Consider the following 25,497-nt stretch of genomic DNA (forward strand, 5'->3'; position numbering starts at 1 on the left):
AAAGTCGAAAACGTCACGAGGCAGGTCTCCTGGCTCGCACCGCTGCGGCTCGCTGGCCGGTGGGCCGGCGCCTTCCCGCGCGCCTGCGCAGTGGCTGTGCCGAACCCTTCAGTGCTTACAGTTGCGGGGGCAGCCGCGGCTTGTACCGCGTTCCCGTCTTAGCTCGGGCCAACGCCCGAGAACCTCGCAGCGGCAAGGCTACGCAGTGCCTGCCTGGCGGTCAACCGCCATGGCGATTGACGCGGGCCCGGCCCCGTGATTTGCTAGCGCATTGCGTTCAGGTGCCCCCGACGGGGGTGAAACGGGAAACCGGTGCGTCGCGCCTCCATTGCTAAGGAGCCGACAAGGCCGGTGCTGCCCCCGCAACGGTAAGCGAGAGAAGCGTCCGAACCACTGTGCCAACAGTAAGGCATGGGAAGGTGACGCCCCACGGAGTCCTGCTCCACCTCGCCAGCCCGGAGACCGGCCTGACACGTGCTCACAGTACACCCCGCGGTGGGCGGGCGTCGTCGTATCACCTGGGCCAATCGTGCCCGGGGTCGTCGCGCATGTCCGTTGCCACAACAAAAGCAGCAGAGGAACGCGTCATGCCCATCACCAGCGCCAAACACAGTATCGCCACCCCCGTCAGCCTCAGCCAGCGACTGATCGTCGCGGTCGGCGCCAGCCTGCTGGGCCTGTGCCTGGTGTACTTCGCCGGTTTCTCGCACATCGAGGCAGTGCACAACGCTGCCCACGATACCCGCCACAGCGCCGCCTTCCCTTGCCACTGAGTAAACCCGCATGATTACGCGCATCGCCCGTACCGCGGGCTTCAGCGGCCTGCTCGCGGCCCTGCTGCTGACCCTGCTGCAAAGCTTCTGGGTCACCCCACTGATTCTCCAGGCGGAAACCTACGAGTCCGCCGCCCCGGTCGACGAACACCATGAGCACGGCGACGCCACCGCGCCCCACGAGCATGAGCACAGCGCCGAAGCCTGGTCGCCGGAAGACGGCTGGCAGCGCGTGCTGTCCACCACCGGTGGCAACCTGGTGGTCGCCGTCGGTTTCGCCCTGATCCTGGTCGCTCTCTACGGCCTGCGTGAACCGAACCGCGTGGCCACCGGCGCGCTGTGGGGCCTGGCCGGCTTTGCCGTGTTCTGCCTGGCGCCGACCCTTGGCCTGCCACCGGAACTGCCCGGCACCGCCGCCGCCGACCTCGGTCAGCGCCAGACCTGGTGGATCGGCACCGCAGCGGCCACCGCCGCCGGCCTGGCGTTGTTGGTGTTCGCCCGGCACTGGCTGCTCAAGGCGCTGGGTGCCGCTCTGCTGGTGATCCCGCACCTGATCGGCGCGCCACAGCCGGCCGTGCATGAAAGCCTTGCGCCGCAAGCCCTCGAGACCCAGTTCAAGATCGCTTCCTGGCTGACCAACGCCGCGTTCTGGCTGGCCCTGGGCCTGCTCAGCGCCTGGCTGTACCGTCGCTCCAGCCAGGCCTGATGCGCGATCTGCCTGCTCAGCCGGCGTTGTACGCCGGCTTTGGCTGTCGCCGCGGCTGCCCGGTCGAGACCCTGGCGGTATTGCTGCGCCAGACCCTCACCCGCAACGCCCTGCCCCTCTCGGCCCTGCGCGGCATTGCCAGCATCGAGCCCAAGGCCCGCGAGCCCGGCCTGCTGGCACTGGCCGAGCGCCTAGGGCTGCCGTACATCTGTTTCGATGCCGCGCATCTACTGGTTTTCGAAGCGCAGCTCAGCCAGCGTTCGCCCACGGCGTACGCGCAGACAGGCTGCTGGGGCGTCGCCGAAAGCGCCGCACTGGCCCTGGCCGGCGATAACGGCCGCCTGCACGTGCCGAGGCAGGTCCTCGGCAGCGCTACCCTGGCCCTGGCCATCGGCGGATAATCCGCCACTCTTCTATACAAGGAACCCCCATGACGGTCTATTTCATCGGCGCCGGCCCCGGCGATCCCGAGCTGATCACGGTCAAGGGCCAGCGCCTGATCCGCCAGTGCCCAGTGATCGTCTATGCCGGCTCCCTGGTCCCCGCCGCCGTGCTGGAAGGTCACCAGGCGCACACGGTAATCAACAGCGCCGAACTGCACCTGGAGCAGATCGTCGAGGCGATGCGCCAGGCTCACGCCAACGGCGAGGACGTGGCGCGCGTGCACAGCGGCGACCCCAGCCTTTATGGCGCCATCGGCGAACAGATCCGCCACTTGCGCGAACTGGATATCGACTACCAGATCGTCCCCGGCGTCACCGCCACCGCCGCCAGTGCCGCGCTGCTCGGCTGCGAGCTGACCTTGCCCGATGTGGCGCAGACCGTGATCCTCACCCGCTTTGGCGACCGTTCGCCAATGCCGGCCGGTGAGCAACTGGCCGACCTGGCCCGCCACGGCAGTACCCTGGCCATCCATCTGGGGGTGCGCCACCTGGCCCGCATCGTCCAGGAGCTGCTGCCACACTATGGCGTCGACTGCCCGATAGCGGTGGTCCATCGCGCCACCTGGCCGGACCAGGACTGGGTCAAGGGCACGCTGGCCGATATCTGCGAGCGCGTTGCCGCCAAGGATTTTCGGCGTACCGCGCTGATCCTGGTCGGTCATGTGCTGGGAGACGCGCCATTCGCCGACTCGGCCCTGTACCGCGCTGGTCACGCCCACCTTTACCGTCCAGGCACGTGAAGCGATTGCCGACCGGGGCGCGGCGTAGCACACTGGGTTTTCCAACTGGAAGGAAACCAAGACCATGCTCGAATTGCGCCCCAACTGCGAATGCTGCGACGCCGACCTGCCGGCCGAAAGCCCAGATGCGCTGATCTGCTCGTTCGAGTGCACCTTCTGCCGAGCCTGCAACGACCGGCACTTCCACCACCGCTGCCCGAACTGCGGCGGCCAGCTGGTTGCCCGCCCCTCCCGCGCCGGCAAGGTGCTGGACAACAATCCCGCCTCGACACAGCGTGTGCACAAGCCGCACGCGCCCTGCGCCTGAACCTCGTTTGTAGGACTTTTCTACAGGTTTGTGCAGGTTTTTCAACACACCTATACTCGCCTATTACCAAGGCTCCTGAATATCCGTAAGGTGCGCGCTGCCCAGCAAGTCCGCTGCTCAGCGCCTTTGATCATAGGCTGGAAGCGGGCTGCACTTTGACAGGAGCTACCTGAATGACATCCGTGCTGTTGGTCGATGACCACCACATTGTTCGACTCGCCGTACGCATGCTGCTCGAACGCGAACGCTTCACCGTCGTGGGGGAAACCGGTAAAGGCAAGGAGGCTGCTCGCCTGGCCGAGCAGACCAAGGCGGACGTGGTCATCCTCGACATCGGCCTGCCGGACCTCGACGGCATGGAGGTGATCAAGCGGCTCAAGCTGATCGACCCACCGCCCCGGATCATGGCCCTCACCGGCCAGCCCGCCGACCTCTACGTGCGGCGCTGCATGGACGCTGGCATCTCGGCCTTCGTCAACAAGGACGAAGACCTCGATGCCCTGGTCTTCGCCCTCAAGGCACTGGTCAAGGGTTACTCGACCTTCCCGCAGATGGCGGTCAACAGCAACACCCTGGAAAGCGAGACCGAGCGCCTGGCACTGCTGTCCAACCGGGAAATGGAAGTGCTGCGCCGGCTCAGCGCCGGCCAGAGCAACAAGCTGATCGGCGAGCAGATGAACCTCAGCGCCAAGACCATCAGCACCTACCGCGGCCGGATCATGGAGAAGCTCAAGGTCGAGTCGCTGGTCGAAATGGTGGACCTCGCCAAACGCAACAACGTGGCCTGAACCATGACTAAGGGGGCATCACTGTGCCTGCTGCTGGTCGCGTTGCTGTCGCCATCCGCACTGAGCGAGGTGCACAGCGAGCCCCGCCACCTGCTTGCCCGTGCCCTGAGCGCGGCGCCACCGCTGGCGTTGGCAGCGACCGACCGACAGTGGCTGAACCAACGCAAGCGCCTGGTGCTGGGCAGCTCGCGCCCGGACTATCCACCCTTCGACATCAACATCAGCCAGGCTGACTACGAAGGCCTCAGCGCCGACTATGCCGGCCTGATCGGCGAACAGCTCGGGCTACCCATCGAGGTGCGACGCTATGCCAGCCGCGCCCAGGCACTCGATGCCTTGCGTGCCGGCGAGATCGACCTGCTGGGCAGCTCCAATGCCTTCGAGGCCAACGATGCTGACCTTACGCTGAGCCTGCCCTATGCCGACGACTTGCCGGTTATCGTGTCCCGGCAGAACCGAAGCCTGCGCGTAGAGGACAAGCTTGAGGGTCTGCGCCTGGCCATGGTCGACCATTACCTGCCCATTCGCACAGTGCAGCAACTCTACCCCCACGCTCAGCTCAGCCTCTACCGCTCCACGCTCGCCGGTGTGACCGCGGTGGCGCTGGGGCAAGCCGATGTCTACCTGGGTGATGCCATCAGCGCCGACTACGTGATCGCCAAGGGCTTCCAGGAAAGGGTCAAGGTCGATCATTTCGTTCAGATGCCGGCCAGCACTTTTGCGTTTGCCCTGGCTCGAGACAACCCGCGCTTGCTGCAACTGGTCGACCTCGCCCTCGGCCGCATCTCCGACAGCGAACGGCTGAACATCCTTCGGCGCTGGACGGGCGGCAGCACCAGCTTCCTGCTCGACCGCCGCCTCGACGCCCTGACCCACGAAGAACGCGAGTGGATCGCCCGGCACCGGCAGGTCAAGGTGATGATCAACACCACCCTCGCCCCCCTGAGTTTCACCGACGCCCAGCAGCAAGCACGGGGGATCGCCCTGGATTTGCTGGAGCGCATCGGCCTGCGCACCGGCCTGCAATTCCAGATCGTCGAGTCGGAGTCATTCGAGGACATGGTCGAGCAAGTCGCCCAAGGCAAGGTGGACATGATCGGTGCTATCGGCTACGGCGTGCATCGTGCCCAACGCCTGCGCTACACACGCCCCTACATGATCAGCCCGCGAGTGCTGGTCACCCGCCAGAATGCACCGCCACTAGACACCAAGCAGCCGCTGCAGGGGTTGCGCGTGGCACTGCTGCGCGGCTCGCCATTGCTCGACGACCTGGAACGCCAGGTCGTCGGCCTGCGTACCGTGGAGGTCGAAAATCCCTTGCAGCTCATGGAGGCGGTGGCCAACGGCGATGCCGACGTCGCCATCAACTCGCACGTCAATGCCGCCTACTTCATCAACCAGGCTTTCAGTGGTCGCCTCAAAATCGCCGGGTTACTGGGCGATGAACCCGCCCTGGCGACCTTCGCCGTCAGCCCCGCGCTGCCACAACTGCAGGCGATCCTCGACAAGGCGTTGCTGAGTATCCCACCTGATGAGCTGGAGCAACTGGTCAATCGCTGGCGCACCAACGCAGTGGCCAGTGACAGCCCCTGGCGCAATTACCGCACACTGGCGCTGCAGGTCCTGGTGCTGGCCACGCTGCTGCTGGCCGGCGTGGTGTTCTGGAACAGCTACCTGCGTAAACTGATCCAGCAACGCAGCGAGGCCCAGCGTGCCCTGCAAGAACAGCTTACGCTCAGCCGCGGGCTGCTCGAACAGCTGCGTCAGGCCAAGGACGACGCCGAGCAGGCCAGCCGGGCAAAAAGCACCTTTTTGGCGGTCATGAGCCATGAGATCCGCACACCGATGAACGCCGTCATCGGGCTGCTCGAAATGGCCCTGGAGGACAGCCGCCACGGCCACAGCGACCGCCAGGCGCTGGAGGCGGCCCACGATTCAGCGATCGGCCTGCTCGAACTGATCGGCGATGTACTGGACATCTCACGCATCGAGGCCGGCCACATGACCTTGCAACCGGTGGCCACCGACCTGGTCGAGATCGTGCGCACCACCCTGAGGGTCTTCGAAGGCAACGCCCGTCTCAAGGGGCTCAACCTGCGTGCTGTACTGCCCGATACCTGCGCCTGGGCGCTTGCCGACCCGTTGCGCCTCAAGCAGGTACTGTCGAACCTGCTGAGCAATGCGATCAAGTTTACCGACCAGGGCCAGGTCGATGTGTCATTGGTGGTGACCCCGCTCGACGGCGACCTGCAGCACGTCACGCTGCAGATCAAGGACAGCGGTGTAGGCATCAGCTCCAGCGACCAGACACGGCTGTTCACCACCTTCTCCCAGGTCGATGGCCGCCAGGCGCGCCAAGGCGCAGGGCTGGGACTGGTGATCAGCCGCGAGCTGTGCGAGCTCATGGGCGGCGAGCTGCGCTTGCACAGCATCGAAGGCCTGGGGACCCAGGTCGATGTCCACCTCACCCTGCCCGCTGCCGAACCCGCCACCCGGGAGTCGCTCGACCGCGCCTCGATCGAAACCGGCAGCGGCCCCCTGCGCGTCCTGGTGGTCGACGATTATCCGGCCAACCTGCTGCTACTCGACAAGCAACTGCGTTCGCTGGGCCACCAGGTGACTCTCGCCGATCACGGCAAGACGGCGCTGGCACTCTGGCAAGTCGGTCGTTTCGACGTGGTGATCACCGATTGCAGCATGCCGGTCATGGATGGCCATACGCTGGCCCGCAGCATCCGTGCCGAGGAACGCGAGGCTCGATCACCGGCCTGTCGCATCATCGGCGTCACCGCCAACGCCCAGGCCGAAGAGCGTCAACGCTGCCTGGACAGCGGCATGGACGAATGCCTGTTCAAACCGATCGGCCTGCAGGCGCTCAGGGCATGCCTGCCACTGGCCACCACCCTGCCCGATCAGGTCGACATGATGCCACGGCCCAGCGGCTTCGACCTGGCCGAACTGCGCCACCTCACCCAGGACGACACTCAGTTGACCCGACGCCTGCTGGAACAACTGGCGCAAAGCAGTGCCGAGGACCTGCAGGCATTGCATGCGCTCGGCGCAGATCCGTCACCCGAGGCCCTGGTGCCCGTTGTCCATCGGGTCAAAGGTGGCGCGAAAATGCTCAAGGTCAGAGGTGTCAGACAGGACTGCGAAGCCTTGGAGCAAGCCATCGCCCTAGGCCTGCCCGTGGATCAATTACTCGCCCGGTTGCGGGCGAGCCTGCAAGGCCTGGAGCTGGAGCTTCGCCAGAGCCTCAGTGCAATTGAAGGGTCGAACTGATCTGACTGATGGCGTCCACCACGTGCCGTGATCCCTGCTGGATCTCCATGATCACCGTGCCGGCCTCGTTGGCCAGCTCCACGCCCAACCCCGTGCGGGTCAGGCTCGACTGCATGCTGGCCACCGCGGTCAGTGACAGGTCGTGATTCTGCCGCACCACCTCGACGATCTCCAGGGTCGCCTTACTGGTGCGCGCCGCCAGGTTGCGTACTTCGTCGGCGACCACGGCGAAGCCTCGGCCATGCTCGCCGGCCCGGGCCGCCTCGATAGCGGCGTTGAGCGCCAGCAGGTTGGTCTGGTCGGCGATGCCGCGGATAGTGAGGACGATCTGCCCGATCACCTCGGACTGCTTGCTCACCGCATCGATGGTACGGGCGGCGTCGTTCAACTCGGAGGAAATCTGCTCGATCACCTCCACCGCCTGCTGCACCACCTGGGTGCCCTTGCGCGCGCAGGCGTCGGTCTGCATCGAACTGGCATGGGCAGCATCGGCGGCGGTCTGCTGGGTGCTGATCTGCCGGGTGATGTCGCTGGCGAACTTCACCACCTTGTACAACCGGCCCTTGTTGTCGAAGATCGGGTTGTAGGACGCCTCCAGGTACACGGTCTGGCCCTGCTTGTTGATGCGTTCGAAGCGGTGCGAGTGGTACTCGCCGCGGTTGAGCGAGGCCCAGAAGTCGCGGTACTCGGCCGACTCGCGCTCATGGGGCAGGCAGAACAGCCCATGGTGGCGCCCGACTACTTCCTCCAGGCGATAGCCCATGGTATCGAGGAAATTCTGGTTGGCCTTGATTACCCGCCCGGCCGGGGTGAACTCGATTACCGCCATGGAGCGGCCGATGGCCTTGAGCAGGCTTTCGCTCTCATGCTCCTCGATCACATGGCGGGTGATGTCGGAGGCCACCTTGATCACGCTGGTGACCTGCTGGCGCTCGTCGATCACCGGCATGTAGCTCGCCTCCAGCCATACTTCGCGGCCCGCCTTGTCCAGGCGCTCGAAGGTACCGCTGATGGCCTTGCCCTGACCCAGCTCACGCCAGAGTTGCTGATACTCGGCACTCTTGGCGTAGGTCGGGTCACAGAAGATCCGGTGGTGCTTGCCACGTATCTCATCGGCACTGTAGCCCATGGTCTTGCAGAAGTGCTCGTTCGCTTCGAGGATCGTGCCATCCGGCGCGAACTCGATCATCGCCATGGAACGGCTGATCGCCGCCAGCTTCGCCTCCATGCCCGCCAGGGCTTGCCGGGCGCGCTGGATTTCGACCAGATCGGACTTGCGATGGTATTCGAACATGGGCCGGGGCTCCTGTATCCACGGGATGTCCTGAGCATAGATCGGCCCAAGCACCATGCAAGCGATCTGATATCACTTTTGGATTATGCATTTGTACCGTCTGTCTGCCCGAGGCCTCAACACCTACCAGTCGAGCCCGGGCGACCTCCTCCGGCCGAGCCATGCGTCCAAGCGAAGTGTCTTGCCATAGTGATTCAGCGCGGCCTTGAGCCAGGGCAGCGCCGCCGTCACCATACCGACCGTGCCCAGCAGGTCGGTTTCGAAGCCCTGGCGCCATAGCGGCACAACGCCTGCAGGCGCCGGTGATGCGGCGCATGGCGACACGGGCAATGCGCTTGCTGTTCGACCTGGTGACGTGCCGACACACCACAAGGCTCAGCGATCTCCGGTTGAAAGTCTGCGAACCAATCCACCCGGTGCAGGCGGCCCTTCTATAATCCCCAGGTACCCGCAGCGCGATGCTGCCCCTTCAGAGGGATACACATGAAGATCGTGGTCACCAGCATCTTCGTCGACGATCAGGCCAGGGCCCATGCCTTCTACCACCATGTCCTGGGTTTCGAACCCAAGCACGATATCCCCATGGGCAAGCACCGCTGGCTCACACTCACCTCCCCCAACGACCCCAACGGCGTCGAGCTGCTGCTCGAACCCGACGCCCATCCCGCGGCAAAAATCTACAAGGCCGCGCTCAAGCAGGACGGCATTCCCGCCACCTCCTTCGGCGTGCGCGATATCCAGGCCGAGTATGAGCGGCTGTGCAAGGCCGGCGTGCAGTTCACCCAGCCGCCCACGGCCATGGGCCCGGTCACCGTGGCCGTGTTCGACGACACCTGCGGCAACCTGATCCAGATCGCCCAGCGGCATTAGCCGGCAGGCCCGCACCTTATACTCGCGTGGTTTTCCACGTGGACTGCTACATTGCTGAACTAACCCGGCGCAGCCAGAACAAGGACAACCCATGCGCTTCGAATTCAGCGAAGTACTCAACGACCTGATCGACTATTTCCTGCTCGGCGATATCCAGTTGCTCGAACAGTTCAAGGAAGACCACGACCTGCCCGACGACCTCGCCCGCGCCTTCACCCGCGGCGACAGTGGCGACCTGGCGGTGGCGCAGGGGGTAATCCTGCCCCTGGCCGGAATCGACAACCTGCCCTACCGCATCCTGTTCACCCTCGACGAGCCCACGCCGGCACTGCTGGAGCCCGGCAGTCGCCTCAAACATCGGCGCGCAGGGTATGTGCTGCGGATCGAGAACCGTGCGCTGATGCTGTTCACCTGGCGCATCCTGCAGCACTTCACCAACAAGGCCTTGGGCGACCTGCTGGCACGCTACCAGGAGCCGGGGCGACCGATCATCGAGCTGGACAACGGCTGGTACACGGTGGAAGTACTGGCGGGTGCCGTGGTGCGCGATGGATTGTATGAACCGGCGTTCGAGTTCGTGCTCAAGAAGGCGTATGCCAAACCGCAGACCTCGGCGGTGGATGTCGGGTACCGGTATACCTTGCGTGGATACTTCGACTGACCGACAAGCCCGCTCCGCGTATGCGGGGAGCGGGCCAGCAGGCAGTCAGGTGTGGTTGATGTCGCGATCCTTGGTCTCCGGCAGGAAGAAGATCCCCAGCACCGCCGTCATCACCGCGATCACGATCGGGTACCACAGCCCGTAGTAGATATCCCCGGTCGCCGCGACCATGGCGAAAGCCACCGTTGGCAGGAAACCGCCGAACCAGCCGTTACCGATGTGGTACGGCAGCGACATGGAGGTGTAGCGGATCCGCGCCGGGAACAGCTCCACCAGCCAGGCGGCGATCGGGCCATAGACCATGGTCACGTAGATCACCAGGATGCTCAGCAGCAGCAACACCATCGGGTAGTGGATCTTCGCCGGGTCGGCCTTCTCGGGGTAGCCGGCCTCCTTCAGGGCCGCCGTCAGGGTGGCGGTGAAGGCATCGCTTTGGGTCTTCAGGTCAGCCGCGGCCAGGCTGCTGCCCTCGAAACTCGGAATCACCCGCTCACCGATGCGGATCTGCGCCACGCTGCCGGGCTCGGCCTTCTCGTTCTCGTACGGGATCGCCCGCTTGGCCAGCAGGCTCTTGGCGATATCGCAGGAGCTGGTGAACCGGGCCTTGCCCACCGGATCGAACTGGAACGCGCACTGCCCGGGGTCGGCCACCACCACCACCGGGTTCTGCTCCTGGGCGACGAACACGTCCGGGTTGCCGTACTCGGTCAACGCCTTGAAGATCGGGAAGTAGGTCAGCGCGGCGATGATGCAGCCAGCCATGATGATCTTCTTGCGCCCGATGCGGTCGGACAGACTGCCGAAGACAATGAAGAACGGCGTGCCGATCAGCAGCGAGCCGGCAATCAGCAGGTTGGCGGTCTGCGGGTCGATCTTCAGGGTCTGCAGCAGGAAGAACAGCGCGTAGAACTGCCCGGTGTACCACACCACCGCCTGCCCGGCGGTACCGCCGAGCAACGCCATGATCACCACCTTCAGGTTGTCCCAGCGGGCGAACGACTCGGTCAGCGGCGCCTTCGACGCCTTGCCTTCGGCCTTCATCTTCATGAACACCGGCGACTCGTTGAGCTGCAGGCGGATGTACACCGAGATCGCCAGCAGCAGGATCGACAGCAGGAACGGGATGCGCCAGCCCCAGGCCTCGAACGCCTCGGTGCCCATGGCAGTGCGGCAGGCCAGGATCACCAGCAGCGACAGGAACAGCCCGAGGGTCGCGGTGGTCTGGATCCACGCGGTGAAGAAGCCGCGCTTGCCCTTGGGTGCATGTTCCGCCACATAGGTGGCGGCGCCGCCGTACTCGCCGCCCAGCGCCAAGCCCTGCAACAGGCGCAGGGTGATGAGGATCACCGGCGCGGCCACGCCGATGGTCGCGTAGCTGGGCAACAGCCCCACCACGGCAGTGGACAGGCCCATGATCACGATGGTGATGAGGAAGGTGTACTTGCGCCCGATCATGTCGCCCAGGCGGCCAAACACGATGGCACCGAACGGCCGCACGGCAAAGCCGGCGGCGAAGGCGAGCAAGGCGAAGATGAACGAGGTGGTTTCGTTGACCCCGGCGAAGAAGTGCTTGGCGATGATCGCCGCCAGTGATCCGTAGAGGTAGAAGTCGTACCATTCGAACACGGTACCAAGGGAAGAGGCAAAGATGACTTTGCGCTCCTCCCGGGTGATGCCACGTTGGGGCGCGCTACTGCCCGTGGATGCGCTGTCAAGGACCGCCATGGGTCGCCTCCGTCTGGTTGGGGTAGACCGGAGTGCTCCATCAGATCCCAAAGCACGCACCCAGGCCCAAGGGCATTACAGGCTGCGCGAAACACGACGAGGCATCGGCCCCGAATCGCGGCAAGTCACTTCAAGCATAATCGGCCTTTGAACGATATCCACTCGCATGAGTGTTTATGGACCAATACGGATAGGAAGCCTGGGATGAACGAACGACAGGACAGCGCTTGGCGAGGTCGACTCTGGCTGGCCGATGACCACTGCCTGTTGCTCGGCACGCCGGGCCGAACCAGCGTCCACGCCCATTATGCCCATCAGGTGCTGCTGTCCCTCGAGGGCGAGCTGTGCGTAGAAATCGCCGGCGAAAAGCGCTGCGGCCGTTCGCTGGCCATCGAGTCGCTGCAGCCCCACGCCATCCCCGAGCGTCAGGCGCCCTGCATCACTCTGTTTGCCGAGCCCCTGGCGTTTACCCTGGAAACTTTGCTCGACGTCTGCCAACAGGCGCCCCGTGATATCCCCGGTCTCGCCCAGGCGTTGCGTCAGGCGCCGCGCCGCCCATTGGACCCGCGTCTGGCACGATCCCTTGCGCGGATCCGGGCGTTGGACGAGCAGCGCCTGCCAGCCACGGCACTGGCTCAGGAAGCCGCACTGTCGATCAGCCAACTGGAGCGCCTGTTCAGCGGCAGCCTCGGCCTGTCGGTACGACGCCTGGTGCTGTGGCAGCGTCTGCGCCAAGCCCTGCGCCAGGCGCTGGCCGGTGCCTCCCTGACCGAGGCGGCCATGGCCGCGGGCTTTGCCGACTCGGCGCACCTCTCCCGCAGCCTGCGTCAGCAGTTCGGTATTCGCGCCAGCGACGCCCTGCGCCACCTGCGTTCAGACGCGCTGATCTAGGGCCTGGCGCAGGCCGCGTGGCAGCGGCGCTGGCGGCTGCGCCGTGGCCGCCGGTCGAAACGGCTCACACAGCTGTGCCAGGTAGGTTTGCGGGTAGTCCGGGCGATCGCCGATACCCATGTCGTCATCGGCCAGCCCATAGTCCGGCAGGTGCAGCGCGGTCCCCAGCAGGCGATCCCACAGCGGGAAGAACAGGGCGAAATTGACGTCGCCCAGCCTGCCGTACTTCAGGTGGTGCAGCCGGTGCACGGGCGCCCAGGCGAACAGATGGCGCAGGCCACCGATGCGCATGTCGACATTGCTGTGCTGCAGCAGCAACTGCACCGAGATACTGAACGCCAGCAGCGCCGCGACATCCTGTGGCAAACCCAGCAGCAACAATGGCACCACACCGCCCAGGGCCTCGGCCAACTGGTGCAGCGGATGCTTCATCAGGCCATTGAAACCGTACAGCCGGGTCACGCTGTGATGCACCGCGTGCAGGCGCCAGAGTAACGCGCTGCGGTGGCTGGCGTAGTGCACAAGGGTGATGCCCAGGTCGGCCAGTGGCAGCGCCAGGAGCAATTGCCACATTACCGGCCAGTGGCTGGGCCACAGGCTGCTGGCCGGCAGCCAGCCGGCAAACAGAGGAATGACGGCGATACTGGCGACATTGAGCGTTTCGTTGACCAGCGCGTGCAGGCCATCGCGTCCGCCCTCCCCGCCGGCCTCGCTCCAGGCGGGCTTGTAGGGGTACAGCGCTTCGCAGGTGAATGACAGCAAGATGGCAACGCCGAGCAGGGGCAACAGCCAGAGGATGTCGGCACCGAGGTTGATCAGCCATACGGCGGTGGCGATGAACCCGAGGAAAAAGCATGGGGCATAGAGGATGCGCATGGAAGGCTCCGAACATGGATGGAGCCCCAGTGTTGCCCGGCAACTGAATCAGGCGCTTGAACGAACGGCGCATCCGCTGCCTCAGGCCAGCAGGCAGCCTGCGATCATTCGCCTTTTCGCGTCGCCAACTGACGGCGCATCTCGTCATTGGCGCCCTGGGCCTGCGCCAGTATCGCTCGCAAGCCCTGCACCTGGGCGTCACGCTGCTGCAGTTGCTCGTCCAGCAACCGGCTCTGGGCCGTTGCCTGGCGCTGCTCGGCGAGCAGGCGCTCATTGTCGCGGTGCAGGCGGGTCACCTCGTCCTGACGAGCGATGGCCCCCTGTTGCAAGGTCTGCAATTGCCCCTGCAACTGTCGCACCTGGGTCTCGTTCCGGCGTTGCTCCTGCTGGCGCTGTTCGAGGCTGGCGCGCAGTTGCTCGTCCTTGTCTGCCAAGCGCGCTTGCAATTCGCCCTGGGACTGGCTCAGACCAGCACTGCGCAGTTGTTCGGTTTGCAGGCTGGCCTGGCAGGAGACCAGGCGTTCTGACTCGGCGTGCAGCGCACCACTCAAGCGCTCCACCTGGCGCAACGCGTTGGCCAGGTCACGCTGAGCCAGTTGCAACTCAGCCTGCATCGCCGCGCAACGGGCCTCTGCGGCGGCCTCAGCGGCGTCGATGCGCGCCTGTCCTTCCTCCTGCAATTGCGCCGCCAGTCGCTCGACCAATCGCCCCAGGGGCTCACTTAGCGCCGCCGTGCTGCCTAGCATTTGCGCCGGCTGGCGATCAAGCTCTTTCAGGTAGCGGTGAATGGTGGTCTTGGACCCGGTATTACCCAGTTCGATACGTACCGCATCGATACTAGGGTGTTCACCCCGGGCCATCAGCGCTTGCCGCGCTTGGTAAACAGATGCCTTGTCGATGCCTATACGCGCCATTGCTCACTCCACCGTTACATACCATGGAATGTACCATGTAATTTCGGTGAATACTGCCTGCTCCACAGTGCCTTTTCAAGCGCGTCGATAGCAATCCGCTTGGATACCCAGCCCTCATAGATGAGATCTATCACCTCATCCAGCCTATCGATTTGACCGCGTCAAATTGCCTCAGCTAACGTGCCGCCCGCTTCGCAGCTCCCCCCCCTGCTGCCAAACCCCGACCCGCGGCCTGAGCCACCGTCCTTGCGTTCGAGTTGTTGATAATGTCTGTGAATACCCCCTCCCGGATCACCGAGCTGGTCATAGAAGCCGGCACCCGCAAAGCCCATCTGCCCACCCGCGCCACCCTGATCCTCGGATTCCTGGCCGGGGCATTTATTTCCCTGGGCTTCCTGCTGGCAATCCACGTCAGCACCATGATCCCCACGCCATGGGCCTCGTTCGGCACCCTGCTGGGCGCCGCGGTGTTCCCCATCGGCCTGATCCTGGTGATCCTGGCCGGAGGTGAACTGCTCACCGGCAACATGATGAGCCTGCCCCTGGCGATGTTTGCCGGGCGTATCCGCCTGTGGGCGGTCGCGCGCAACTGGGCCCTGGTGACCCTGGCGAACTTGCTGGGCGCGCTGTTCGTCGCCTATTGCTTCGGTCATCTGCTCGGGCTGACCGAGGGAGCGTACCTGGGCAAGACCCTGGCGGGCGCGACCAGCAAGGTCAGCGCCGACTTCCTTCACGCCTTCGTCTCCGGCATCGGCTGCAACTGGCTGGTGTGCCTGGCGGTGTGGCTTTCGTACGCCAGCCGTGAAATGAGCGGCAAGATCCTCGGCATCTGGTTCCCGATCATGGCCTTCGTCGCCATCGGTTTCCAGCACGTGGTGGCCAACATGTTCCTGATCCCGGCGGCAATCTTTGCCGGTTACCTGAGCTGGGGACAGTTGCTGGAAAACCTGGCGGCGGTATTCCTGGGCAACGCCGTAGGTGGCGCGATCTTTGTCGGCCTGGCCTACTACGTCTCGTTTGGTGTACCGGCGCAGGAACAGGGCGCGCTGCAGTAACCGACTTCAGCCCTCGTGGCGCCGGCGAAGCGCTGCACGGCCTGGCGACGGATGACTCAGCTGTCCTGGCCCAGCACGTAGCGGTCGAAGTGCTGGATATGCTCATCGAGGTTGTCCTCGAGCATCATCCGGTACTGCTCGCAGAAGTACTTCAGCAGTTCCTCCCGCGCAGCGGCCATTTCCTGTGCGGACTTGAAGCTGCGCGCGGTCATCCAGGCATTGAAGCGACTGGCGGCGAAGGTCAGCGAAGCGCTGACCTTGCCAAGATCCTCAAGCTTTTCGATCTGCTGGTTGGCCAGTTCGATATGCGCGTCGGCGCGGTCGTAGAAAGCCTGGTCGGTGGCTTGTGCCATGGAGATCTACCTATTGGAAAGGTTGAATTCAGGCCGTCTTGGCCTGAACGGTGAACAGGCTGGCACCCAGCGTCATGAACGAGACGCCGAACAGGCGATTCATCAAGCGCGCGCGGCTTGGCGCGGCCAGCTGGTTTTTCAAGGCCTGGGCCAGGGTGACGTAGAAAGCGTGGGACAGCATCGAGCACAGGGCGAAGGTGACTACCAACAGGGCGAGCTGGCCCTCGGCGCCGTGGCCGGTGCGCATGAACTGCGGCAGGAAAGCGGCGAAGAACAGGATCGCTTTCGGATTGGTCAGCGCCACCGTCACGCCATTGAACAGCAGCCGGCGATTGCTGGCGATACCCTTGGCCGGCTGCTCCAGCTGGTCGAAGGCGCTGCTGCGGCTCTTCCACTGCTTGATGCCCAGGTAGATCAGGTAGCTCGCGCCCAGCACCTTGAGCAGCAGGAAGGCCGTGGCCGATGACTGCAGCAGCACCCCAAGGCCGGCACTGGTGGCGGTTGAGACCACCAGCAGGCCGAAGGCGTTGCCAAATGAACCGAGCATCGCCCGCCTCGGTCCGTGGGACAACGAATTGGACAGGGCCATGATGACCCCGGGTCCTGGCGACAGGGTCACCAGCATCGAGACAACGACAAAACCGAACCAATCGTGAAGCGACATCCTTGTACATCCCCGGACCGATAGCGTGAGGCGGCGACTGTAACAGGATGCTGCGCCCAGCGGAAAGGCGAAGGACAGGTGTTTCGTGTGTCAGCTCAAGGCTGGGGATCGGCCCGTGGCGTCCCCGCCCCGCTGTTGCGCATCAATGCTACAGGCCACGAAATCCTCCTGACGCAACACCACCAGCGCCACCAGCGACGCCACGCCGGTGCCCACGTAGAAATACCACGGCGCGGTGATATCTCCGGTCACCTTGATCAGCCAGGTGGAGATCAGCGGCGCGCTGCCGCCGAATACCGCCACCGGAATGTTGTAGGCCATGGCGATGCCGGTGGAACGGATGCGCGTCGGCAGCAGCTCGCTCATCAGCGCGTAGGTCGACGAAGCGTACAGCCCGAACAAGATCGCCACCGCCATCAACGGCCAGAACAAGGTGGCCGGGGTGGCGCCGGGCGCGGTCTTGAAGAACCAGTACATGGCCAGGGTCGCCAGTGTACCGATCACCATCAGGAATGGCTTGCGCCCGTAGCGGTCGGTAAAGGCGCCGCCGAATGGCATCACCAGCGCCGCCGACAGGCTGGCGACGAACACGTAGAGCAAGGTGGTGCCGCTGTCGAACTTCAAGGTGTTGGACATGTAGGTCGAGGCGAAGGTCAGCACCAGGTAGAAGATCGAGCTGTGCAGGGTGATGATGAAGAACACCAGGGCGATCGAGCGCTTCCACTGCCACACCTCGCGCAGCGGCGCCTTGGAAGTCTGCCCGGCTTCCACCAGGGCGAGGAACTCCGGGCTGTCCTCGAGCTTGAGGCGAATGTACAGCGAAATGAAACCCAGGGGGCCGGCAATCAGGAACGGAATCCGCCAACCCCAGTCCTGCATCAGTTCGGCGCCCAGCGCCCAGGTCATGCCATTGGCCACGGCGCCGCCCAGCAGCAGGCCAAGCACCGCGGTGACCATCAGCCAGCAGGTGGCGAAGCCGCGGCGACCAGGGCCGGCGTACTCGGAGATGAAGCTGGTGATGGTGCCGATCTCCCCCCCGGCGGAAAAACCCTGCACGCAGCGGATCAGCACCAGGATCACCGGTGCGGCGATGCCGATGCTGGCGTAAGTCGGCAGCAGACCGAGCAGGAAGGTAGAGCCGGCCATCATCACCAGCACCGTGATCAGCGTGCGGCGGCGGCCGATCTTGTCCGCCAGCGGACCGAAGAACAACCCGCCCAGCGGGCGGATGAAGAAGCTCAGGGCGAAGGCCGCGAAGCTCGCCAGCAGGCTGCTGGTGGGGTCGTCGGAGACGAAGAAGGCCTTGCCGATATACAAGGCCAGGAAGCCGTAGACGCCGTAGTCGTACCACTCGATCAAGTGGCCGGTGGTGGCGCCGATAAAGGCGCGGCGCCGCTGGCGCTGGGTGTTGCCGGGTGACATGCCCATGTCGGGAACTCCTGTCGTGGTGCTTTCCATGAAAAGTGGCGGGTCAGTGGCGGGCGAACGCCCCGTCGGGCTCCTGCAGCCACTGGCGCACCTGGGTCTTGAGAATCTTGCCGTAGCTGTTCTTCGGCAGCTCGGCGCAGAACAGGTACTTCTTCGGCTTCTTGAACGAGGCCATGCGCGCCAGGAACCACTGGTTGAGCGCCTGGGCATCAAGGCTGCCTGGCGTGCGCGGCACGACGAAGGCTACCACCGACTCGCCCCATTCGGCGTCAGCCTCGCCCACCACGCAGGCCTCGAACACCTCGGGGTGCTGGACCAGCACTTCCTCGACTTCGCGCGGGTAGATGTTGCTGCCACCGGAGATGATCACGTCCTTGCTGCGGTCGGTCAGGGTCAGGTAACCGCGCTCGTCGAGGTAACCGATGTCGCCGGTACGCAGCCAGCCGTCCACCAGGGTCGCCTGGGTGGCCTGCGGATTGTCCCAGTACCCCTGCATCACCACCGGCCCACGCACGCTGATCTCGCCGGGTTCGCCGGCCGCCTGCGGCTGGCCGGCGCCATCCACCACACGCACCTCGACACATGACTGCGCCCGCCCCACCGAAGCGGCGATGGCGGGCCAGCCTGCTTGCGCGCGGTCGGCGATAATCTCACGCGACAGCGCGCTGATGGTCATCGGGCATTCGCCCTGGCCGTAGATCTGCACCAGCCGCGGGCCGAAAGTGTCCAGGGCCTCGGTGAGGTCGGCCAGGTACATCGGGCCCCCGCCATAGACGATGGTCTTGATACCCCCGCCGTCATAGCCCTGCTGGCGGGCCTGCTCGACCATGCGCTTGACCATGGTCGGCGCGGCGAACAGGCTGACCTGCCCCAGCGTCTGCGCCAAGCCGAACAGCTCGGCGGCCTGGAACCCCCGGGACAACGGCACCACGTGCCGGGCGCCGCAACGCACGTGGATGAAGTTGTACAACCCGGCGCCATGGGACATTGGCGCAGCGTAGACCACGGCATCGCCGGCGCTCACCGGGTCGACATCCAGCGGGTAGCACAGCGACATGGCGATCAGGTTGCCATGGGACAGCATCACACCCTTCGACCGCCCCGTGGTGCCGGAGGTATAGAACAGCCAGGCCAGGTCGCTGTCCTGGCGCGGATGCGGCTGCGCCAGTTCATCGTTGTCGAGCGCGCCGGGCGCAGCCAGGGCAGGCACGGCGAGCTCACGGCAACCGTCCGGCAGGGGCGCGCCGGCGAAGACCTCGCCCTCGTCGGTATGGATCAGGCGCGCTCCGGCGTTACCGACGATCCAAACCGCTTCCAGGGCATGCAGCTTGCTGTTGATCGGCACCGCCACCGCCCCGCTCCACCAGATGGCGTAGAGCAGTTCCAGGTAGGCGCAGCTGTTCTTCAACAGCAGCGCCACCCGGTCGCCCGGTTCGATGCCATGGGCGTGACGCAGCTCCAGCGCCCGCGCCCGAACCCGGGCGGCGAACGTCCGGTAGTCGGCGACCTGGCGCGCCCCCTCGAACAGCGCCGGGCGCTCGGGCCAGCGCTGGGCCGCATCCTGCAGCCAATGAGCGATGTTCATCCTCAGACCCTGACGGCTTGCAGCACGCTGGCATAGTTGGCCACCGCCATGCCGCCCATGTTGAACAGCAAGCCGAACTCGGCGTTGGGCACGCCCAGGCCGATGGGCTTGCCGGTCAACTGGGCGAAGCCCAGGGCATGCATCGACACCCCGGTGGCGCCCACCGGATGGCCCTTGGCCTTGAGCCCGCCGGACAGGTTCACCGGCAGCCGTCCACCCTGGCGCACGATGCCGTCGTCCAGCGCTCGGTGCCCTTCGCCCCTTGGCGCCAGGCCCATGGCTTCGTAGATCAGCAGTTCGGCGATGGTGAAGCAGTCGTGCACCTCGGCGAAGCTAAGGTCGTTCAGGGTCACCCCTGCCTCGCGCAGCGCCCCGTGGATCGCCCGTTGCGGCCCCTCGAAGGCCAGCATGTCGCGGCGCGACAGTGGCAGGAAGTCGTTGACCTGGACCATCGAGCGGATCGCCACCTGGCGCCGCATCGACCGGGCACGCTCGGGCGAGGCCAGGATGATCGCCGCCGCGCCGTCGCTGATCAGCGAGCAATCGGTCAGGCGCAGGGGCGCGGCGATCAGCGGATTGCTGGGTGACACCTGGTTGCAGTGTTCGAAGTCCATCACCCGGTGCATCTGCGCCAACGGGTTGCCCATGGCATTGGCGTGGTTCTTCACGGCGATGGCGGCCATCGACGCCAGCGGGCTGTGGTAGCGCTCGGTGTACTGCTGCGCCACCTGGCCGAACAGCTGGGCGAAGCTCAGCCCGGCTTCCGCCAGGGCGTTCTGGTAGCCGGCACCGGCCAGGGCCCGGGTGACCTCGACCGTGCTGTTGCCGGTCATCTTCTCCGCGCCGACCACCAGCACCAGGTCGGCGGCGCCGCTGCGAATTGCGTTGATCCCGGCCTGGATCGCCGCCGAACCTGAAGCGCAGGCGTTCTCGCAGCGGGTGGCGGGCTTGAAGCGCAGTTGCGGATCGGCCTGCAGCATCAGCGAGGCCGGGAAGCCGTCGGCCACCAGGCCCGAGTTGAAGTGGCCGAGGAACAGCGCGTCGATCTCGGCGGCGTCGATGGCCGCATCCTGCAGGGCATCGCGGGTGACCTGGACGATCAGGTCCTCGAGGTTCAGGCCATCCAGGCGGCCGAAGGGACTGTGCGCGGCGGCAACGATGGAGATGGAATCGTGGAGCATGGTGGTTTTCTTCTGTCCTTGAAGCGGGTATTGCATACAATGTGGCAGTACCCGATTCCCACGCTAGTTGGGGCAACTACGTACGCGAGTAAGTAGTGAGCCGTACGGGACATGCCCCCAAGCACCGAGGCAGGAAGCCTGATGACCGTACCCACCCACGCCTCCCCGGACCTGGAACGCCTGGCGTTCCAGGTTTCACCCGCGCCACAGCTGATCACCGGCCACCGACGCATGCTCGACTGCAACGAGGCCTTCGCCCGGCTGTTCGGCTATACCCGCGAAGAACTGCGCGGGCATCTGACCTTGCTGCTCTATCCCTCCCACGCCGACTACCAGAGCATCGGCGAACGCAGCGAGCACTGGCTGCGCAACGGGCTGGGCGCTTTCTATTCCGACGAACGCTTCATGCAGCACCGCAACGGCGAGGTGTTCTGGGCCAGGGCCCAGGGCTTCACGCTGACGGTGGACGATCCGTTCAAGCTGATGATCTGGCATTTCGAACGGCTCGACCGACAGCCGGCGCCGACGGTGCAACTGACACCACGGGAGCGTGAGATCTCGCTGCATATTGTCAACGGGCTGACCTGCAAGGAAGTGGCGCGGCAGCTGGGGATATCGCATCGGACGGTGGAAGTGCATCGGGCACGGTTGATGAAGAAGTTGCAGGCCAAGAACAGCGCGGAGTTGGTTTCGAAGATCATCTTCATCAGCTGATCAAGGGCCAGGAACCAGCTTGTGCTTCACAGCAGCCACTGGAGCTGCGTTGCAGCCCCAGCTATTGCAATCCCTTCACCACACCGAGACAATGCGAGCAATTACCATTTACATCATGGACCTCGCCCTATGTCGACGCTCGACCGCTCGGCGCTTCACCAGCTATACAGCGAAAACAACGGCTGGCTGAAAAGCTGGTTGCGCGCGCGCCTGGGCAATGCCGCCGATGCGTCCGACCTGGCCCACGACACCTTCCTGCGGGTCATGACCGCCCGCAACCAGACGCCCATCCGCGAGCCGCGCAGCTACCTCAGCGCCATCGCCCGCGCGCTGCTGATCGACAAGGTTCGTCGCCGCGCCATCGAGCAGGCCTACCTGCAGGCCCTCGCCCTGCGCCCGGAGCTGGTCGAAGTGTCGCCGGAGATTCGCCTGTCGATTATCGAGATGCTGGTAGCGGTCGATGCACTGCTCGACGAACTCGGTCCCAGGACCCGCGACATCTTCCTCGCGGTGCAACTGGAGGGGCTGACCTATGCGGCGGTCGCCGAACGCTTCGACGTCTCGGTGACCACGGTGAAGAACCATCTGATCCGGGCCATGACCCGCTGCCTGCTGGTGGTCGACAATTGAGCGCCGAACAGTGGACCTGAAGACCCTCGAGGCCGCCGCGACCTGGTACGTGCAACTCAATGACGGTGCTGGCGACACAGCACGGATCCAGGCCTGGCGCGATTGGCTGGCGGCAAGCCCTGCGCATGCCGAAGCCTGGTCGCGGGTGGAGAAACTCCAACGCCAGTGGTCAACGGTGCCGCGCCAGGCTGCGCTGGCAGGCCTGGGCGCGGCTCAGGCGCAACGCCGCGAAGTGCTCAAGGTACTGGGACTGCTGCTGGCGGTCGGTGGCGGTACCTGGTTGGCCAGCGAACAGGTGCAGTATCGCGCCCTGCTCGCTCAGCAGCGCACCGGCAGCGGAGAGCGGCGCTCACTGCGCCTGGACGACGGTTCGCAACTGGAGCTGAACGTCGACACCGCACTTGACGTGCACTTCGACGCCCACGTGCGGGCGATCCAGTTGTATCGCGGCGAGATCCTTATCAGTACCGCCCGTGACGCCGCCCGCCGCCCGTTCATCGTGCACACCGACAACGGCAGCGTGCGGGCGCTAGGCACGCAGTTCAATGTGCGCCAAACAGCGCAGCAGACACAGGTCGGAGTGTTGCAGTCCGCCGTCGAGATACGCCCGCAACGCCACCCCGACCAAGTGTTGCGCCTGGACGCCGGCCAGCAGGCCGGATTTGATCGCGACGTGATCGGCCGTACCCAGCCCCTGCCCGCTGATTCCGCGGCCTGGGTCCAGGGTATGCTCAGCGTCAACGACTGGCGCCTGGGGGATTTCATCGCCGAACTGGGCCGCTACCGCCCTGGCCTACTGCGTTGCGCGCCGTCCATCCAAGGCATGCGTATCTCCGGCTCATTCGCCATCGACGACACCGATATCGCCCTGGCGAACCTGCCCAAATCCCTGCCAGTGAAGGTGCGCTACCTGAGCCGCTACTGGGTCAGCGTGGAGCCTGCCTGAGCCCTGCACGAAAAAAAGTTTTCCGCAATCTTGCTGATTTCGATTCTCGTCCGTCCATGACACAAGCCGCGACGACAGCGACTTTCCGCCATGACACGCAAGGATCACCCAATGCCCGCTCCCCACCCCACCGCCCGCCTGCGCCTGGCCGTCCGCCGGTTCGCCTTTGGCCTGTCCCTCGCCAGCGTGCCCTGCGCGCTGCTCGCGCCGGCCCATGCCATGGCCAGCAGCCAGAACACCTACCATATCGCCGCCGGCCCCCTGGGCAATGCGATCACCCAGTTCGGCGTGCAGGCGGGGGTAACCATCTCGTTCGACACCGAGCAGACCCGCCACCTCAGCACCGCCGGGCTCGACGGCAGCTACAGCGTCGAGGCAGGCCTGCTGCGCCTGCTCGCCAGCAGCGGGCTGCAAGCCCAGCGCCAGGGCAACGGCGGCTATGTGCTGGTCCCGGCCGACAACGGAACGGCGATGGAACTGGGCCCGTTGACCATTGACGCCAATCGCCTCGATGCCACCAGCGAGGGCACCCAGTCCTACGCCGCGCGCGCGGTGACCATCGGCAAAGGCGTGCACAGCCTCAAGGAGACGCCGCAGTCGGTAACCGTCATGACCCGCAAGATGCTCGACGACCAGAACCTCAACACCCTCGAGCAGGTGCTGGACAAGACCCCTGGCATCACCGTCTACGACTCGCCCATGGGCGGCAAGTACTTCTACTCCCGTGGCTTCAACCTCGACGGCCAGTACCAGTACGACGGCGTGCCGCTGGATGTGGGCGGCAACTATGTGCAGGCCAACAGCTTCTCCAGCGACATGGCCTTCTACGACCGGGTCGAGATCCTCAAGGGCGCGGCCGGCATGATGAAGGGCTCCGGCTCCTCCGCCGGCGGCGTCAACTTCGTGCGCAAGCGCGGCCAGGACAAGGCCCACACCACGCTAACCTTGTCCGCCGGCACCTGGGACAACTACCGTGGCCAGGTGGACGTGGGCGGCCCGCTCAACGAATCGGGCACCGTGCGCGGCCGCGCCGTGGCCACCCTGCAGGATCGCCAGTACTTCTACGACAACGCCAAGCGCCAGGATCAGGTGCTGTACGGCGCCCTGGACTGGGACGTGACGCCCGACACCACCCTGGGCGTGGGCCTTGCCTATGAAGACGTCGACGCCTCGCCCTGCTACCACGGCCTGCCCCGCTACGCCGACGGCAGCGACCTGAAGCTGTCGCGCTCCACCTGCCTGGGCGCCAGCTGGAACGACCAGCAAAGCCAGCGCACCACCGGCTTCGCCGACCTCAAGCATCGTTTCAACGACGACTGGACGCTGAACTTTGCCTCGGTCTACACCCACAACAACCAGAACATCGAGTACGGCTACGCCGAGGGCGCGGTGCCGGTGGGCGCCGGCAGCGCCGGGATCCGCCGCTATGCCGGGCGGTTCGACTACGACCAGGATGACTACGGCTTCGATAGCTACCTCGACGGCAAGTTCGAGGCGTTCGGCCTCGAGCACGAGCTGATCGTCGGCGCCAACGCCAGCCGCCAGCAGACCCACGATTACTTCGCGCTGATGGGCCTGAGCGGTACCCAGAACCCGTTCGATCCGTCCCCGGCCTTCCCCCATCCGTCCAAGGACGCGTTCCTGAGCGCTCCCAGCCGCGGCGGTAGCGTCCCCACCGACTCCACCACCACCCAGTACGGCACCTACGCCACCCTGCGCCTGAAGCTGGCCGAGCCAGTGACACTGGTGCTCGGTACGCGGGTGAGCTGGTACCGCAACAAGAGCGATTCCTACACCCAGGCCTGGGACTACTGGGTACACAACCGCAGCCAGGAAAACGGCCAGGTCACGCCCTTCGCCGCCGTGCTCTACGACCTCAACGATGAGTGGACCGTCTACGCCAGCTACGCCGACATCTTCCAGCCGCAGAGCAATCTGGTGAATGCCCAGGGCCAGGCCCTGCAGCCCAAGACCGGCGCCAACTACGAGCTGGGTATCAAAGGGGAGCTGTTCGGCGGTGCACTGAACACCGCCTTCAACCTGTTCCGCACGGTCGAGGAGCACCGCGCCGAAACCGACTTCGCCGACACCTGTCTGGGCTCGGGCGACCAGTACTGCTACACCGACAGCGGCAAGGTCCGCGCCCAGGGCTTCGAGGCCGAGGTCAGCGGCTCGCCCATCGAACGCCTGCAGTTGCTGGCGGGCTACACCTACACCCAGACCAAGTACCTGAACACCATCAACCAGACCGACCCGACCGAGCTGACTTTCAGCTCCAGCTTCATCCCGCGGCACATGCTCAAGGTCTGGGGTGACTACCAGCTGGACGGCGCGCTCGAGCGCTGGACCGTCGGCGCCGGGGTTTCCAGCCAGAGCGACAACTTCCGCCGCCAGGGCAACCTGAGCATCGAGCAGGCGGGTTACACCCTGTGGAGCGGCCGCGTGCAGTACCGCCTCGACGAGCACTGGAGCCTGGCGCTGAACGGCAACAACCTGCTGGACAAGCGTTATTACTCGACCGTGGGGGCTACTGGCTGGGGTAACTACTATGGTGAGCCGCGCAACTTCATGGTGACGCTCAAGGGGAGTTTCTGATGGGGGCAGGATCGGCGTTGTAAGCGTCGGGTCTTTCAGGGTGTTCGCCGCAAGCCTTGCAGCGAACACCTGGAGG

At 65.2% G+C, this 25,497-nt stretch carries 24 protein-coding genes, 1 pseudogene and 2 riboswitches; of the genes and pseudogenes, 15 read left to right on the plus strand and 10 right to left on the minus strand.

The features are described from left to right. Positions 1-2 precede the first annotated feature (2 nt). Positions 3-202: riboswitch (cobalamin riboswitch) on the minus strand. A 61-nt stretch (positions 203-263) separates the two neighbouring features. Next, a riboswitch (cobalamin riboswitch) is annotated at positions 264-485 on the plus strand. A gap of 102 nt (positions 486-587) precedes the next feature. The 7 genes from AC25ND_RS22770 (at position 588) to AC25ND_RS22800 (ending at position 7,039) form a co-directional block, all read left to right on the plus strand. Beyond that, the gene (locus tag AC25ND_RS22770) at positions 588-773 is read left to right on the plus strand and encodes a CbtB domain-containing protein (RefSeq protein WP_028690797.1); all 186 of its coding nucleotides are present in this window, start codon (positions 588-590) and stop codon (positions 771-773) included. Between the two features lie 10 nt (positions 774-783). Next, entirely contained in the window at positions 784-1,479 is a 696-nt protein-coding gene (locus AC25ND_RS22775; RefSeq protein WP_486976596.1) for a CbtA family protein, read from the plus strand. Continuing rightward, positions 1,479-1,880, plus strand: a complete 402-nt coding sequence (locus AC25ND_RS22780) for a cobalamin biosynthesis protein (protein ID WP_062360324.1) — start codon at positions 1,479-1,481, stop codon at positions 1,878-1,880. Before AC25ND_RS22775 ends, AC25ND_RS22780 begins: the two co-directional genes overlap by 1 nt. 29 nt (positions 1,881-1,909) lie before the next feature. Then, positions 1,910-2,662, plus strand: coding sequence for a precorrin-4 C(11)-methyltransferase (gene cobM / locus AC25ND_RS22785; protein ID WP_028690794.1), 753 nt, complete (start codon positions 1,910-1,912; stop codon positions 2,660-2,662). A 64-nt stretch (positions 2,663-2,726) separates the two neighbouring features. Next, complete coding sequence (locus AC25ND_RS22790) at positions 2,727-2,969, plus strand: DUF1272 domain-containing protein (protein WP_028690793.1); 243 nt, start codon at positions 2,727-2,729, stop codon at positions 2,967-2,969. A 173-nt stretch (positions 2,970-3,142) separates the two neighbouring features. Continuing rightward, a complete protein-coding gene (locus AC25ND_RS22795; RefSeq protein ID WP_028690792.1) occupies positions 3,143-3,757 on the plus strand; it encodes a response regulator transcription factor in 615 nt (204 codons plus the stop codon). Between the two features lie 3 nt (positions 3,758-3,760). Next, positions 3,761-7,039, plus strand: a complete 3,279-nt coding sequence (locus tag AC25ND_RS22800) for a transporter substrate-binding domain-containing protein (protein WP_062360325.1) — start codon at positions 3,761-3,763, stop codon at positions 7,037-7,039. Here the strand turns inward: AC25ND_RS22800 and AC25ND_RS22805 are convergent. Together AC25ND_RS22805 and AC25ND_RS22810 are read right to left on the minus strand one after the other, a co-directional pair. Then, positions 7,014-7,508 (minus strand): methyl-accepting chemotaxis protein, encoded by a 495-nt coding sequence (locus tag AC25ND_RS22805; protein WP_371349979.1) that lies wholly within the window; start codon positions 7,506-7,508, stop codon positions 7,014-7,016. The genes AC25ND_RS22800 and AC25ND_RS22805 overlap by 26 nt on opposite strands. A gap of 42 nt (positions 7,509-7,550) precedes the next feature. Continuing rightward, positions 7,551-8,390: pseudogene (locus AC25ND_RS22810) on the minus strand (PAS domain-containing protein); the annotation flags it as partial. Positions 8,391-8,816: 426 nt separating this feature from the next. Here AC25ND_RS22810 and AC25ND_RS22815 point away from each other — a divergent pair. Both AC25ND_RS22815 and AC25ND_RS22820 read left to right on the plus strand, forming a co-directional pair. Next, positions 8,817-9,203, plus strand: a complete 387-nt coding sequence (locus tag AC25ND_RS22815; RefSeq protein ID WP_186595799.1) for a VOC family protein — start codon at positions 8,817-8,819, stop codon at positions 9,201-9,203. A gap of 91 nt (positions 9,204-9,294) precedes the next feature. Then, positions 9,295-9,864 (plus strand): hypothetical protein, encoded by a 570-nt coding sequence (locus AC25ND_RS22820; protein WP_028690788.1) that lies wholly within the window; start codon positions 9,295-9,297, stop codon positions 9,862-9,864. A gap of 45 nt (positions 9,865-9,909) precedes the next feature. Here AC25ND_RS22820 and AC25ND_RS22825 read toward each other — a convergent pair whose 3' ends face one another. Beyond that, the gene (locus AC25ND_RS22825) at positions 9,910-11,589 is read right to left on the minus strand and encodes an MFS transporter (RefSeq protein ID WP_028690787.1); all 1,680 of its coding nucleotides are present in this window, start codon (positions 11,587-11,589) and stop codon (positions 9,910-9,912) included. Positions 11,590-11,793: 204 nt separating this feature from the next. Here AC25ND_RS22825 and AC25ND_RS22830 point away from each other — a divergent pair, with 204 nt between their 5' ends. After that, positions 11,794-12,480 carry a helix-turn-helix domain-containing protein gene (locus AC25ND_RS22830; RefSeq protein ID WP_062360329.1) on the plus strand — a complete coding sequence of 229 codons (687 nt, stop codon included), beginning with the start codon at positions 11,794-11,796 and terminating at the stop codon, positions 12,478-12,480. Here the strand turns inward: AC25ND_RS22830 and AC25ND_RS22835 are convergent. Both AC25ND_RS22835 and AC25ND_RS22840 read right to left on the minus strand, forming a co-directional pair. Beyond that, positions 12,463-13,356: a sterol desaturase family protein gene (locus tag AC25ND_RS22835; RefSeq protein ID WP_028690785.1), complete on the minus strand. Its 894-nt coding sequence runs from the start codon at positions 13,354-13,356 to the stop codon at positions 12,463-12,465. The two genes, AC25ND_RS22830 and AC25ND_RS22835, sit on opposite strands and share 18 nt — an antisense overlap. A gap of 104 nt (positions 13,357-13,460) precedes the next feature. Further along, entirely contained in the window at positions 13,461-14,270 is an 810-nt protein-coding gene (locus AC25ND_RS22840) for a DNA-binding protein (RefSeq protein ID WP_486972400.1), read from the minus strand. 266 nt (positions 14,271-14,536) lie between these two features. Here AC25ND_RS22840 and AC25ND_RS22845 point away from each other — a divergent pair, with 266 nt between their 5' ends. Beyond that, positions 14,537-15,325, plus strand: coding sequence for a formate/nitrite transporter family protein (locus AC25ND_RS22845; RefSeq protein ID WP_028690784.1), 789 nt, complete (start codon positions 14,537-14,539; stop codon positions 15,323-15,325). A 56-nt stretch (positions 15,326-15,381) separates the two neighbouring features. On the opposite strand, the gene AC25ND_RS22850 is transcribed toward AC25ND_RS22845, so the two are convergent. From AC25ND_RS22850 to AC25ND_RS22870, 5 genes are all read right to left on the minus strand, one after another. Further along, entirely contained in the window at positions 15,382-15,678 is a 297-nt protein-coding gene (locus AC25ND_RS22850; RefSeq protein WP_028690783.1) for a DUF3144 domain-containing protein, read from the minus strand. Between the two features lie 28 nt (positions 15,679-15,706). Further along, positions 15,707-16,342: a LysE family translocator gene (locus AC25ND_RS22855; protein WP_062360332.1), complete on the minus strand. Its 636-nt coding sequence runs from the start codon at positions 16,340-16,342 to the stop codon at positions 15,707-15,709. 90 nt (positions 16,343-16,432) lie between these two features. After that, entirely contained in the window at positions 16,433-17,770 is a 1,338-nt protein-coding gene (locus AC25ND_RS22860; protein WP_051555681.1) for an MFS transporter, read from the minus strand. Positions 17,771-17,813: 43 nt separating this feature from the next. Further along, on the minus strand, positions 17,814-19,355 hold the full coding sequence (locus tag AC25ND_RS22865) for a class I adenylate-forming enzyme family protein (RefSeq protein WP_062360334.1): 1,542 nt from the start codon (positions 19,353-19,355) through the stop codon (positions 17,814-17,816). Positions 19,356-19,357: 2 nt separating this feature from the next. After that, positions 19,358-20,536: an acetyl-CoA acetyltransferase gene (locus tag AC25ND_RS22870; RefSeq protein ID WP_069016596.1), complete on the minus strand. Its 1,179-nt coding sequence runs from the start codon at positions 20,534-20,536 to the stop codon at positions 19,358-19,360. A gap of 141 nt (positions 20,537-20,677) precedes the next feature. Between AC25ND_RS22870 and AC25ND_RS22875 the strand changes: the two genes are divergently transcribed. The 4 genes from AC25ND_RS22875 to AC25ND_RS22890 all read left to right on the plus strand — a co-directional run bounded on the left by AC25ND_RS22875 (position 20,678) and on the right by AC25ND_RS22890 (position 25,421). Beyond that, positions 20,678-21,250, plus strand: a complete 573-nt coding sequence (locus tag AC25ND_RS22875; RefSeq protein ID WP_028690779.1) for a LuxR C-terminal-related transcriptional regulator — start codon at positions 20,678-20,680, stop codon at positions 21,248-21,250. Between the two features lie 129 nt (positions 21,251-21,379). Beyond that, complete coding sequence (locus AC25ND_RS22880) at positions 21,380-21,880, plus strand: sigma-70 family RNA polymerase sigma factor (protein ID WP_028690778.1); 501 nt, start codon at positions 21,380-21,382, stop codon at positions 21,878-21,880. 10 nt (positions 21,881-21,890) lie between these two features. Next, positions 21,891-22,826 (plus strand): FecR domain-containing protein, encoded by a 936-nt coding sequence (locus AC25ND_RS22885; RefSeq protein ID WP_182323924.1) that lies wholly within the window; start codon positions 21,891-21,893, stop codon positions 22,824-22,826. A 111-nt stretch (positions 22,827-22,937) separates the two neighbouring features. Further along, positions 22,938-25,421: a TonB-dependent siderophore receptor gene (locus tag AC25ND_RS22890; protein ID WP_486972399.1), complete on the plus strand. Its 2,484-nt coding sequence runs from the start codon at positions 22,938-22,940 to the stop codon at positions 25,419-25,421. Positions 25,422-25,497 lie beyond the last annotated feature (76 nt).

Source organism: Pseudomonas sp. P110(2024), assembly GCF_057480795.1.